Annotated in this window: 10 protein-coding genes; 4 read left to right on the top strand and 6 right to left on the bottom strand. The window is 53.9% G+C overall.

Annotated elements, in window-relative coordinates:
* Positions 1-3: 3 nt before the first annotated feature.
* From OLTU_RS22145 to OLTU_RS22125, 5 genes are all read right to left on the bottom strand, one after another.
* Entirely contained in the window at positions 4-1,137 is a 1,134-nt protein-coding gene (locus OLTU_RS22145) for a hypothetical protein (protein WP_141734930.1), read from the bottom strand.
* Complete coding sequence (locus OLTU_RS22140) at positions 1,134-2,399, bottom strand: hypothetical protein (protein WP_218110190.1); 1,266 nt, start codon at positions 2,397-2,399, stop codon at positions 1,134-1,136. The genes OLTU_RS22145 and OLTU_RS22140 overlap by 4 nt, the downstream gene beginning before the upstream one ends.
* A 689-nt stretch (positions 2,400-3,088) precedes the next feature.
* Positions 3,089-4,378 carry an MFS transporter gene (locus tag OLTU_RS22135; protein WP_141734928.1) on the bottom strand — a complete coding sequence of 430 codons (1,290 nt, stop codon included), beginning with the start codon at positions 4,376-4,378 and terminating at the stop codon, positions 3,089-3,091.
* A 223-nt stretch (positions 4,379-4,601) separates the two neighbouring features.
* Complete coding sequence (locus OLTU_RS22130; RefSeq protein ID WP_141734927.1) at positions 4,602-5,519, bottom strand: hypothetical protein; 918 nt, start codon at positions 5,517-5,519, stop codon at positions 4,602-4,604.
* A 69-nt stretch (positions 5,520-5,588) separates the two neighbouring features.
* A complete protein-coding gene (locus tag OLTU_RS22125; protein WP_141734926.1) occupies positions 5,589-6,578 on the bottom strand; it encodes a lipase family alpha/beta hydrolase in 990 nt (329 codons plus the stop codon).
* Between the two features lie 578 nt (positions 6,579-7,156).
* Here OLTU_RS22125 and OLTU_RS22120 point away from each other — a divergent pair.
* On the top strand, positions 7,157-7,507 hold the full coding sequence (locus OLTU_RS22120) for a DMT family protein (RefSeq protein WP_218110189.1): 351 nt from the start codon (positions 7,157-7,159) through the stop codon (positions 7,505-7,507).
* A gap of 231 nt (positions 7,508-7,738) precedes the next feature.
* Positions 7,739-8,404, top strand: coding sequence for an outer membrane protein (locus OLTU_RS22115; RefSeq protein ID WP_176736851.1), 666 nt, complete (start codon positions 7,739-7,741; stop codon positions 8,402-8,404).
* Positions 8,405-8,481: 77 nt separating this feature from the next.
* On the opposite strand, the gene OLTU_RS22110 is transcribed toward OLTU_RS22115, so the two are convergent.
* Positions 8,482-9,582, bottom strand: coding sequence for a DUF2225 domain-containing protein (locus OLTU_RS22110; protein ID WP_141734924.1), 1,101 nt, complete (start codon positions 9,580-9,582; stop codon positions 8,482-8,484).
* A 168-nt stretch (positions 9,583-9,750) separates the two neighbouring features.
* Here OLTU_RS22110 and OLTU_RS22105 point away from each other — a divergent pair, with 168 nt between their 5' ends.
* A complete protein-coding gene (locus OLTU_RS22105) occupies positions 9,751-10,017 on the top strand; it encodes a hypothetical protein (RefSeq protein WP_141734923.1) in 267 nt (88 codons plus the stop codon).
* Positions 10,018-10,287: 270 nt separating this feature from the next.
* The gene (gene htpG, locus OLTU_RS22100) at positions 10,288-12,204 is read left to right on the top strand and encodes a molecular chaperone HtpG (protein WP_141734922.1); all 1,917 of its coding nucleotides are present in this window, start codon (positions 10,288-10,290) and stop codon (positions 12,202-12,204) included.
* The last annotated feature ends 220 nt before the right edge of the window (positions 12,205-12,424 follow it).

The following is a 12,424-nucleotide window of genomic DNA, read 5'->3' as shown; positions in this document are numbered from 1 at the left end:
GGATCACTGCGGACGGATGGGCTGGAAGTGTCCCAGAACCAGGGGGCACTTGTAGGCTTCGTTAGTTCGTTCCAGCACACCGACGTCATAGATCTGATCCAGTGGCAGATTCAAGGATTTTCCCGGCGCAACACCCACAGCGTCGCCGAAACTCAGCGGACAGCTTCGATACGGATTTTTGAAGCGAGGTTTATAGGTGCCGCAGGCAAGCGCCAGGAAGCAGGGATATTCCGGATCAGGTTCCAGGAAAAAAGGGGTCTCGGTGGGATTGTTCACCCTCAGTGTGGCCTTGGCCTCCTGATCACTTCCCTGAAGGCTGACAGTGAACCTAATCGCACGGGTCTGGGCTGATCGGAGGCTGGCGAAGTGCTGCGATTCCGCTCTCAGTTTCGCAACCCGTCTGAAAAGAGGTTTTCTCGCATAAACCTTGGCCGCCTTCAGGCAGGAATCAAGCCTTTTTTGGGACTGCAGATTGCGCAAATGGTGATGCGTCGTCCAATCACTTTCGAATGCGCCTTCCATATGATCCAGAAGCCATTTGATCTCCCCCTCGCTCGCGGCTCTGGCGGGAGCTTCCGATGGAGTCTCGCCGAACGTCATATAGCTGATGTAATCACGGGCTCCAATGCGATCGGCAGGAATCACTTTCTTGACCTCGGCGTTCCTGACCTCATACAGCAGACCTGTTGCATCCAGATGGATATAACGCTGACGTCGGGAGGAATCTTGAAACGAGACCCGCACCTGGCAGCGCCCGAGCTTTGGCTGGAACTTCGGGGAACGGCAAGGGTTCGGAAAACTCCTCAATCCATCCTTCCCAATAACCGTCACGGCGTGAGCTTCACCGCGTAAACTCATGTTTTGATCCAGACTGAGCAACGTTCCTGCGAAATCCGAGTCACTGTACCAGCTCCTGGTCGGACGCGAGGACAGAAAATTGGTCTGCTCCAGACACTGAACCAGCTCACTCCAGGCTTCCGTCCTGCCGGGCGTTGCGATGCTTTCCCACTCCAACGGGGCGGGCCTGGACGCCGGCTTTGACCCGCCCAAGGTTTTCGATCGGGTGGGACGCTGACAGGACAGCGTGACCAATAGGAACATGAGAATGAAGGAGGAACGATGCAAAATTCCCTTCATGGCGATTCCCGCTCTCCCAGGATGAAGACTTTCTGCGGCGCACTGCGAATGGGATTTCTCCGCCCGAAAGAAAGGCTGAATTCAAGCTCTCCCGCCTTCGCAAACTCATTGACGCGAAGATGAATGAGAAAGCTCCGTACAACTCCAGGCCCAATCGTGAGCCTGTTCGGCCATGGTTTGAGATTCTTGCGGGCGCCCAATGCGAGACCATCGGAATCGGCGGCCACGCATGATGAGATACTTCCGATATCGGTGAAAAAACCTTTGGGCAGCACCGACCAATGTGGACTGCACGATGACCCGGGGTCGGTATCAAAGGACCCAGGCGATTCATTGATCAGGATGGCCTCGATGGACAGGATTTCCTTGGGCCTGACCTTCCTTTGCAGGGGTTTCAGCTTCAGGGTCATCATTGCATTGCGGGATTTCTGCGCAAGGATGCCTGGCTTCAGTCTTGAGCCAAGGGCCGCGACCACCTTGGGCAGGGCCTTCAATCCGACCCTGGTGCCGGCACTCTCGCAGGTATCCAGACCTGCCTGGATTTGATCGATCGTCGTATCGCTGCCGACGGAAATTTCCGGATCGGCGATCGTCGCCATTTGCGTGAGGTTCCTGATGAAAAGCGGAACGAGTTCTTGATCAAGGCTCAGCTTCGGTCCCCATAGATCCTGGGCCCTGGGATGCAACTGAAAGGGAATGACCTTCTGATTCATGAAATTGGTGGAGCCGCCGAGTGGCTGGATGATTTCATCGGGAAATCGTCTGGCATCTTCAGCGATCTGCCTGTCGACTTGATGAAAGAATTGAAAGCGTCCGCCGCTGGCAAACTTTCCATTCCACCATGAACCGATGCCGCTCGCGGTGTAATGGTAACCCCAGGTCTCTGGCCGTCTTGTGTGCGAACGATAGGGGATGGCCATGTAGCAGACGGTTTCGGTTTGCTTGTACTTGATGCCAAAGGTGTGGCGCTGGCAGCGAAGCCTGTCGACACCGGCAAAATAAGGGGTGAAGACTGTGATCCTGTCAGCATCAATCCTATGGAAAAATTGTGGGGAGGGCCTTGCATAGTGGGATAGGTGCACCACGCCTTCGAGCATGTCCCCGCAGGTGATGAAGTCAGCCCAATCCCTTTGCGTGAGATTCCGCGTCGGGGTCTCGACCGGCAGATCGGGCAATTCCCGTCTGTGCAGTGATCCTCCGGCGCCGTCTCGGGAATAACCGGATTCAAGCCCCCAATGCCCATCGGCCCGCACAGAGGACACAAGGCATGCCGCAAGGCAAAGCATGGGTGTCTTTTTCATGAATGGCCTTTTTATTGACATGTCGTGATTATAGCAGGGAATAAGTAAGATTGGGCGCTGTTCTTGGGCATTGCCAACGAAGAATTATGCCTAGTATTTACACCGGAGAACAGCTTGGAACAATGGAACGTCTTTCTTGCCTTCTCCTCTAACTCCAATTTTGGCTGTGTTGTTCCCGCCTCTTACCAGAGGGCAATATGTGGATATATGAACGCTTGCGGATCCAAGAATGCAAGAGAATCGTCGTCCATGCAATGTATCTTTGCCCGACGGAAAGGTGTATTCCTTTTCAGCTTTACACTTGTATGGCCCGGGCGTAGGAATCTCCTCCTCAGTATCAGGAGCGGGCTTGAATATGCGCACTTCATCAGTTTTGGCATTCCAGATTTCAACTTCCCACGACGCGGGATATGCTGAATTGGAACTAAGAATGGCAAGCCCAAAGAGAAGCCTTATCAATCAATATCTCCTGAAATTATCTTTGCATCGACACGGCAAATTACGTCTGGCTGGTTAGGCAGACTTGATGCTTCTGACACGCTTGTTTACTTGATTCCAGAGATGCTGTCAAAAGGTGTTAACTGGATCGAAAACTTGCTATGAAAAAAACGTTCTCAAGAGGCACAACTTGAATCGAATTGCTTACAACCCTATCTCGAAAACAACCGCGAGGGAATCAACAGCCCCCGCAGGCGACTGTCCCCGAGTCGCGCCAGAACCATAACCGGCACGAAGCGCAGAACACTCGACAGGATGAAGACGTGAAAGTAATTCGCGGCGGTGAGCGTGCCGGCGCCGAGAATCATGAAACCAATCCATGATCCCAGGAACGTCGCCGTTGCGTTCAAGAGCTGGGTGATGGTCAGAAGACTGATCCGCTCCCGATGCGAATGCTTATCCAATATCATCAGGGTCACACCGAGTTCGTGACAGCCCCAGGCAAAACCGGAAAAGGTTTGAATCAGAAAGAGCCAGGTGAAGTTGCTGCTGACGATCCAGAGCATCGGCAGGGGAGCGATGAGCAGGGCTCCCAGATGGGTCAGGGTCGTGGAGCCAAGATTATGGGCCAGCTTATGCATGACCCCGCCGCCCACCACACGCGCGACGAATGCTGTGCTGATCAGGATCATATAGTCATGATAGTCGAGTTCCAGCTGCTTTAGCATGTAGGCGTTAAAGAAGGGACCAGAGATGTTGGTGGCGATTTGAGTCAGAAAGAGAAAAAGGATAATGACCAGGGAACGCTTTTCAGCCAGCCAGGACCAGAAACTCTTTTTGAAGAGGGCCCGCGCATCGACCAGGGGGCGCACGAGGCTGTCCGGATGCTTCGCCAGAAATACGACGGATATGTAACGGCAGAGGCCACTTACAAAAAACAGGAGCGCAAAGATCGGCAGCCTTTGGGGCGTTTCCGATTGGGTTTCCAAAGCCAGACCCGCCACCAGCAGACCAAGCAGGGTAAAGAACTGGGCCACCCGGGTGCGGTAGGAGAAAAAATGGGTCCGCTGTTCATCGGGCACGATGGAACCAATCCAGCTGCTCCAGCTCGGGCCGGCTGCCAGACCAAAGGTCCAGTAGACGCTGATCAAGACAAAGACCGTGATGTCGTTCGACAGAGGACTGATGGTCCAGCCGTAGCTTAGAAGAGCGAGCAGCACCAGAGCACTGCCCTGAATGCTGGCACTCACCATGACCCAGAATTTCTGGGAGCGGAAAAACTGGGCACAGAATCCGGACGCCAGTTGAATGACCGACCCGATCAGCATCGGCAGGGTCACGAGCAGGCCGGAGGCCCGTTCACTGAAACCCATGGTCAGCACAAAGGCACTGAGATAGGTTTCAGCCATTCCAACCATCAGCGAATAGAACGTAACGTCCCAGAGACTGGCTCTGAGAGGCGGCGGCACGGCTGCGAAAGCCTGAGGAAATCGGGTGTTCATGGAGAGTTTTTAACCTGTTTCTAGGAGCCTGGCCGAAAACTCCTCGCTCGTTGACGCCTTGCCTTCAAGGGGTTTTCGGCCAGGCTCTTACTATCTTAGAATATCTGTTGCGGAAGAGAAGAGTCCGTTTGGAGTCAGGAGCGCGGGCTGATCATTTGGCAGAAAGTTTTGAATAGTTCCAAAGAAAGGCCGCCGTCGCTGGATGCCGACGGCCTTGCGCGGCTTACTTTTTAAAGTCTTCTTCTTTGACATCATCCTGATACTTGGCCTGAGTATAACCACAGGTTTTCTTCGGTTCATTGCGAATTTTTGGAATGTCATGAACGCAGACAGCCTGGGCGACATCAACAGGCCTGGATGCGGGAGCACTGAGAAGGCTCATGGCTTCGGCGTACTCCGGGGTATTGGGTTTGCCCTTCACCTTGCAGAGGAGTGAGACGGCCAGCATCAAGGTGTAGCATGGGTTGTTGCCATCGAACTTCACCGCAGCCCGATGATACTTGATCGATTCATCGATATTGCCGCGAATGTGAAAGAACCAATCCATCAGAAAGAAGTTGGGCACAAGGCGGAAGAAGAGCCCAAGCCCATAGTGCACGGACCCTTGCAGGGATACGTTCGGGCGGAACTGCATGTCGATGCCCGATTCCACGACTTCGATCCAGGCGTCGCGCACCGAGCGCCCATAACGCAGGGAGGCGAAGATGCCATCAATGCTGGCAATCTTGGCCCGCAGGGAGGCCTTGAAAAACTTGCAGAGGATATTGGTCGGCGCGCGCTTCAAACACTCATTGATGCGTTTTTCACCCTCATCCAGGTAACGGCGGGCGGTGGGGTGGTCCTTGGGATCGGTGAAACTTGAACCCAGAAAAAAGGATTCCGCGGCCATCATGGAATAACCATCGAGCCAGTCGGGTTTTTTTCGAATCACCTGTTCCAGGATGGTCAGGCGGCGTTCATGTTCGGCATTGGACAAAGCCTCGACCTGGAACTTCTCCTGTAGGATTTGAAATTCCCGGGCCAGATCCGGCTCAGCCTGAAGCGGGCTGGTATCGAGCTGATAGATTTTTTTGTCGTGGGCTTCAAGCGGGAGGGAAAAAATCCAGGCCAGGAGCAAAAGGCAAGAAAACAGACTGTGCATGTCCGAAACCCCAGGTTAAGAACGAAGGGCATCAGCATATCACAGCCCGTATCAAACAGAACAGAGTCCTTAGAAACCGAGGTCAGCCAAATCGTTCGCCAAAGTCTGATAAAAATTCAGATGACGAAAACGACTCGACGTGCTCCCAAAAAGCTGTCCGATCAGGTCGATATGATCGGCGCTGACGGTCCCGCGATAGCGTCCCCAGATCGAGGAACTTTCCGCGACCAGTCCGTCATTCCTTGTGCCAAGACCAAAGGCCACCTGAAAACCAATCAGCAGGGGATCCATGCGATCGCCCGTGCCCCAGCCGGTGATGCTGCTGGCGCCGGAATAGGATTGGTAGTAGACATCCGGGCTGTCGAGATTCGCAGGATTGAATTCCTCCTCCAGAAACCTGGGCGATAGGTTCCAAAGGGCGGCCCGGATGTCGAGATCTGACGGCCTCTTCTGGCCTTTGCCAAGAAAGCCCGCCACCAGATATTCGAACGCCTTATACAGCAGGTTGTCGCCTTTGCCTAAAACCTTAAAGATCAAATCGGGAACCGGCGAGCCGCGGTGCGGTGTGCCGATGGTCGTCACCGAAGCCACCTTGTGGGCATATCCCATCTGGGCGATCAGATAACGGGCATCCAGTCCACCCATCGAGTGCGCGACGATATTCACCTTCTCGGCGCCGGTGGCCTGCATTATTGCATCGAGCTGCGGCGCGAGTTCGCGGGCACGTAGAGCCACTGTCTGGACAGGACTGACAACTGTGGTGAAGATGTCATAGCCTTTGCCGTGGAGCGTGCCGCGCACCTTGTAGAAATAATCGAAAAAGAAGACCTGGTCCCATCCGAGAAATCCGTGAAGCAGGACGATGGGGTAGCGGGTGTGCCTGGCGCGCTCTTCGACCAGATCCGCGACTTCGGAATAATCAGCAATGTCCGGGTCAACTTCACGATTCTCTTCCTCGATGTACTCATCTGGATCAATCTCCGCATTGGCAAGTAGCCTGTCCTTCGGTCCCGTGAAAATGGCGCATAATAGCCCCAGTGAGAGCATGAAACGTGTCATAGCGATCCCCTCGAATCGAGTCCAAAATCTGTCGGCTGTTTGTGACGATCTACAGTCGGTATACTTCCTGTTGGTGCCCTGTCGAATTTAAAAAAACGAAAGATCCTTGAAACATAGAGCTGATAAGGAAAAAAAATTCCAACCGGCCTGTCGGGAAGCGCTTTCAAGCCGACACTGCAGTCACGCCAGCCTGAGTCGAATGAGGGTGGGAGAGGGAGGACGATCAAGCGGCCACGCCATGCAGAAAGGGTAGGTCGCGCCGCTCTTCAGCCCCGGAGGGCCGCCTGCTGGGTGCATCCTATGATCGCTGCCGGCATTCTGATCGCTGGACGGGACTCGAGGCCGACCGAGGCTGGGGCTGGAAAATTCCGCCCGACTCCGAGGCGCTGGTCTGCAGCAGAGGGGTTGAGGTTCAATCCTTTCCCCGCCGGCAACGGACGATTCCTTCCGCTTTTTTACCCAGCTCTGCACGCTGACCTGGTCAAAAATCGGTTGTCCCCGTTTCCCTTCGGTAGGCGTTGCGGAATTCCATGGAATTCGGCACAATGCTTTCCATCCCTTGCCAGCCGGAGCCACCCATGCTGAAGACTTTGGGTCTTCTTCTTCTGTCCAATTTCTTTATGACCTATGCCTGGTACGGGCATCTCAAGACCATGAATCACAAACCGCTTTACTTCGCGATCCTGGTGAGCTGGGGCATCGCCTTCTTTGAATATTGCCTGCAGGTGCCAGCCAATCGCACCGGTTACCAATTCTTCAGCCTGGCTCAGCTGAAAATTATCCAGGAAGTCATCACGCTCCTGGTCTTTGTTGGTTTTTCCATTTTCTATATGAAAGAAAAGCCTCAGCTGAACCTGCTCTGGGCCGGACTCTGCCTCCTCGGTGCTGTTTATTTCATTTTCCGCGATGGCCCCGGCGTGACCCACTGAGCGGCTCAACGTAACCTGGCTCATACAGCTGTTCGGAAATCTGCTGCACCCCATACCTGTGATCCTCGATTTTTACTGCGTCAACTTACTTGGTGTTGGGCACAATTCCCTCGCAAATGACTCATTTTAAGCCATTCGGAGAGCCGCGAATGCTGGCCTGCGGCTTGCATTGCCAAGCGTGACCCCAGGGCTTAGATGGGTCGATTTAGCATCATGAAAGGTAGAACACTTATGAAGACAACTCTGCTTTCTCTCGTTGGACTTGTGGCTTTGACTTCTGCCCCTGCATTCGCCGATGTTGGCCAGGTTAAGGCTTTCGTGTTTACGTCTCAGTCCCAGCTTCGCATCGATGGTATGGAAGCTCGTGGTGGCAACGTCACGATCGGTCGTGAGTTTTCTGCCGACGAACAGGAAGGAGATGAGCTGAACTCGATCGGTGGCGGTGCCGCGTTTGAAATGCGCCTGGCCAACCAAATGTATGTCGGCGCTGGTGTCGGTTACATCAACTATGATGGCGAAAATGAGCAGGCCGGATACTCCGACCTCACCGCCAACGTCTATGGCTCGCTGGATGTTTGGTCCAACGAGACGACCGCAGTCTTTGGCAAGGCGGGTCTTTCCTATCACCGCCTGACTCTTGATAGCTTCAATGACGGTGGCATCGAAGCGGATGCAGATGGCACCAACCTGGGTAACTACGATGTCGGTGCCGGTGCGCGCTATAAGCTCAATTATGCCACCACTGTGGGTTTGGAATACAAGTACACGGATACTTTTGCTCGCAGTGATGTCGATCTCGAATTGGAAGGGGCTGGTCTGGTCTATGATGGCCTGAAGTATAAGGACGTGGGAATCCGCAACAATGAAGTCCAGGCTTCCCTCGGCTTTATTTTCTAACAGCTCTCCTGAACTGTTCACGCGAACTTCCCTGTGATTGATGACCCGGGCTTTCCAACCAGCCCGGGTTTTTTATCTCAACCGGATTTCAGGATATCGAACAGACCTTTCTTCTTTTCCTTCGGCAGCACTTTGGCGATGACTTTATCCGAGTAGCGGGCCTGCCGCAGAATCTGCACCTTCTCTTCGTAACTTTTATCCGCATGCTGATTCAACAAATCCTGAGCGGTCTTGACCTGGCGCTCGATGATCGTCAGTTCGATCTTGTCATAAATCAATTCCACCTGGCTGAGGAGCGCGAGGCATTTGCCATGAGCGGTTTCCATGTCCTGCAGGTCACTGCTTGCAAAGTGGCTATCATCCCCGCGCTTCTTTTTGATCAGGCTTTCGTAGTACTTCACGCGGCTCTTGCATTCCACGATGGATTTTTTTGCTTCTCCCAAGCGGCTCAGCTTCATGTGGATGCGGGTGATGATGAGACGGACGTTGACCTCCTGCAGGATGGTATTCACCGCTGCGGATTTGGTCAGCGCGAGCTGATAATACTTCAGTGCCTTTTCCAGCGTCGCGGGCTCACCTGGCGCAAAAGAGGGCCAAAGCGGCCTCAGTGCGGAGATCAGCGCTTGGGCTTCCTCCTTGACGCTTGGCGATTTGGTGAGTCCGTGGCGAAGATCATGCAACAGCCAGCCCAGGCGCAAATAGTAGGACGCCAGCTGAAGGCATTCCCCGTTGACGACCTCCTCGACCTGTTCCCACTGAAAGCAGGCCAGAAGATTCAGTTTGAGACCGTTGATAAAAACGGATTGATTCTCCTTGGGGTCACTGATCAAAAGTTGTTGGATACTCTGCGACGTGGTATAGGCCGCCTGACCTTTTTGATACTGCTTGCGGAAACGGGTCGTGCTCAAATTGCCATCTTTAAATGGCTGCAGAAAAAAAATGTGGTCGGCGGTAAAAAAACAGTAGGGACATTGCCAGAAATAGAAGAGTTTGGGGTCCACACGAGGAGCTACCTTTTTGGACCAAAGAACGGTGACGGGGCGCAAATCGATATCGCGTTTCGTCTCGCTATAAAGGGTGGACTTCAGGCGACTGAAGCGGCCATCCTTTTCGCAAATGACGCAGCGAGCCTGCATGGTCTGAAAGGGGCTTATCCCCGCATCCTGGCTGGGACTCATGGATTTCTCACTGGCGATGAGTTAATGAGTATCATGGCGTTTGGGTGCGCCAGCCTCACTCTCTATTGTATGTTAGAGTGGCTTGTTTTGTGCAGGATCCAGGGGCCGGCTTATGGATTTTAAAAGCTGGCCGTGCGCCCTGCTGCTGTTCAACTTCTGGAGATGATAATGGAAAATGCTGATCTTAAGCCTCATGCCAGCGTGCTTTCGCGGAGTGCCCTGAGTGCCTATATCACCGGCCCCGTGAATACCAGTCCGCCACCCAAAAGCACGTTCAACCCGTACCGTAAACGGGCGGGATTATTGAATATAGTTAATCTTGAGGCCGCTGAGGAAGCCCTTCAGAAGTCGATTGCCAAGGAGCAGCCGACCCAGGAAGTCCTGACCCTTCCGGATACTGTACCGCCTTTGACCGGGGCTACGCTTACGACCTGATGTGTCAAAATTTTGACGGCCGGTCCCCCCCGGCTGTCACCTGAGCCCGCGAAGGGCCGGTCCTCCGGCCGCCACCCCACCGGAATTTGCCTGCGGCTTCGGCCACTCCCCGTCATTTGCCTGCGGCTCTGCGGCTGCCACTCCACCCGTCATTTGCCTGCGGCTCTGCCCCCCCGTAATTTTCCCGCCAGCTCTTGACAGCTGCAAAACAAAGCTCATGGTGTTATACGAGGAGTTTAACGACTTTTGGACTAACATGAGGAGCGGTTCATGGCCAAAGAAACACGTGCGTTTCAAGCCGAAGTCAAACAAATTCTGGACCTTATGGTCCACTCGCTATACTCACACCGTGAAATATTCTTACGCGAGTTGATTTCGAATGCTTCAGACGCACTGGACAAGCTGCGTTTTGAGGAGCTTTCCCATCCCGAGTGGAAGGGCTCGGATGAGGAAAAGCATATCCGTCTTGTACCCGACAAGGAAAAGCGCACGCTGACCATCATCGATAACGGGATCGGGATGACCCACGATGAAGTGCTGCAAAACATTGGAACCATCGCCCACTCGGGCACCAAGGAATTCCTGAAAAAAGCCAAGGAAGCCAAGGATAAGCCGGAACTGATTGGTCAGTTCGGTGTGGGTTTCTATTCCTCTTTCATGGTGGCCGATCGCGTCACGGTTCATACCAGCAAGGCCGGCACCGAGGAAGGCACGCTTTGGGAAAGCACGGGGGATGGCTCCTTTACCGTGGACAGCGTCAAGCGTCCCGAAGGCCATGGCACCACGATCATCCTGCATCTCAAGAAATTCGAAGATGATGACAGCTCCGTGGAAGATTTCGCCGATGAATGGGTCCTGCGCCGCATCGTGAAAAAATACTCCGACTTCATCGCCTGGCCGATCAAAATGAAGGTCACGCGCGAAGAGGACGAAGTCGATGCCGAAGGCAAGCCTATCGAAGGCAAGACCAAAAAGGTCGAAGAGGACGAGGTCCTCAACAGCCGCAAGGCCATCTGGCTGCGCTCGCCCAGCGAGGTGACAGATGACGAGTATAAGGAATTCTATAAGCACGTCTCGCACGACTGGAGCGATCCGTTCGAACGCATCCACTATCGCGCTGAAGGCAGTCAGGAATTTACCGCGCTGATGTTCATTCCCAGCACGGTGCCCTTCGATTACAACTATCGCGACACGAAGTGGGGTCTTTCCCTTTACGTGAACCGCGTGTTTATCATGGATCACTGTGAAGATCTCGTGCCGGCTTACCTGCGGTTTCTGCGCGGCGTGATCGATAGTTCGGACCTTTCCCTCAACGTTTCGCGTGAGATTCTGCAGAAGGATCGTCAGGTTCAGGCCATCAAGAAGGCTGTGGTCGGCAAGGTGCTGAAGCACCTCCAGAGCATGATGGACAATGAGCGTGAGCGCTATGAGACCTTCTGGAAAAACTTCGGTGCCACCCTGAAGGAAGGGATCACCAACGATTTCTCCAACAAGGAAAAGCTGGAGGAACTGAGCCTCTTCCACAGCACGCATTCGGATAAGCTGACGAGCCTCGCCGAGTATGTCGGCCGCATGAAGAAAGAGCAGAAGGAAATTTACTTCATCACCGGCGACTCGCTCAAGACACTGCAGAACAGCCCCTACCTTGAACGCCTGAAGGCCAAGGACTATGAAGTGCTCTACTGCATCGATCCGGTCGATGAGTGGGTTATGCAGTCGATTTCCAAATTCAAGGACAAGCATCTGCGGTCCATCACCAAGGAAGGCCTTGACCTTGATAGTGAGGAAGAGAAGAAGAAGACCGAGGAAGAGGTGAAAGCCAAGGAGCAGGAGTTCAAGTCTCTGCTCAACACCATTCAGGGTGCGGTGGCGGAAAAGGTGAAGGAAGTGAAAATCTCCACGCGCCTTGTGGATTCCCCCTGCTGCCTCGTGTCCGGCGCCTACGATCCATCCGCGCGCATGGCTCGCATGATGGAATCCATGGGCCAGTCGATGCCGCAGCAGAAACGCATCATGGAGATCAACCCCAATCATCCGGTGTTTGGTCGCATGAAGGATCTGCCGGAAAACACCCAGAAAGAATGGGCGGAGATTCTGTACAACCAGGCTCTGTTGACCGAAGGTTCTCCGATCGAAGACCCCATGCGCTTCAGTCGTCAGATCGCCAACCTCATGACCCATATGTAAGCGCCGGGGGGCCTCGGGCCCCCTGGAATCTTCAACAGTTTTTTCGAGAGCCCACCTTTTTTTACCCATGCGTCCCTCCGTTTCGTGGAAAAAAAAATCCCAACTGGTAAGTTAGGGGTACGAAACATCGAAGAGGTACGTTATGCATGGGGAAGATCGTCTGCGATCCCTCAAGAAATTCTCAGCCATTGCTCTGGTTCTGACCCTGGGTGGAACTTTT

The organism is Oligoflexus tunisiensis (assembly GCF_001748245.1).
GTDB lineage: Bacteria > Bdellovibrionota_B > Oligoflexia > Oligoflexales > Oligoflexaceae > Oligoflexus > Oligoflexus tunisiensis.
The sequence above is the reverse complement of the archived record's forward strand: the minus strand, read 5'-3'. Positions and strand labels throughout refer to the sequence as shown.

What these genes read in the sequence shown, in the direction of transcription:
- OLTU_RS22145 (WP_141734930.1), bottom strand. Translation starts at nt 1,137, where the DNA reads ATGAAGGGAATTTTGCATCGTTCCTCCTTCATTCTCATGTTCCTATTG.
- OLTU_RS22135 (WP_141734928.1), bottom strand. Translation starts at nt 4,378, where the DNA reads ATGAACACCCGATTTCCTCAGGCTTTCGCAGCCGTGCCGCCGCCTCTC.
- OLTU_RS22130 (WP_141734927.1), bottom strand. Translation starts at nt 5,519, where the DNA reads ATGCACAGTCTGTTTTCTTGCCTTTTGCTCCTGGCCTGGATTTTTTCC.
- OLTU_RS22125 (WP_141734926.1), bottom strand. Translation starts at nt 6,578, where the DNA reads ATGACACGTTTCATGCTCTCACTGGGGCTATTATGCGCCATTTTCACG.
- OLTU_RS22120 (WP_218110189.1), top strand. Translation starts at nt 7,157, where the DNA reads ATGCTGAAGACTTTGGGTCTTCTTCTTCTGTCCAATTTCTTTATGACC.
- OLTU_RS22115 (WP_176736851.1), top strand. Translation starts at nt 7,739, where the DNA reads ATGAAGACAACTCTGCTTTCTCTCGTTGGACTTGTGGCTTTGACTTCT.
- OLTU_RS22110 (WP_141734924.1), bottom strand. Translation starts at nt 9,582, where the DNA reads ATGAGTCCCAGCCAGGATGCGGGGATAAGCCCCTTTCAGACCATGCAG.
- OLTU_RS22105 (WP_141734923.1), top strand. Translation starts at nt 9,751, where the DNA reads ATGGAAAATGCTGATCTTAAGCCTCATGCCAGCGTGCTTTCGCGGAGT.
- htpG (WP_141734922.1), top strand. Translation starts at nt 10,288, where the DNA reads ATGGCCAAAGAAACACGTGCGTTTCAAGCCGAAGTCAAACAAATTCTG.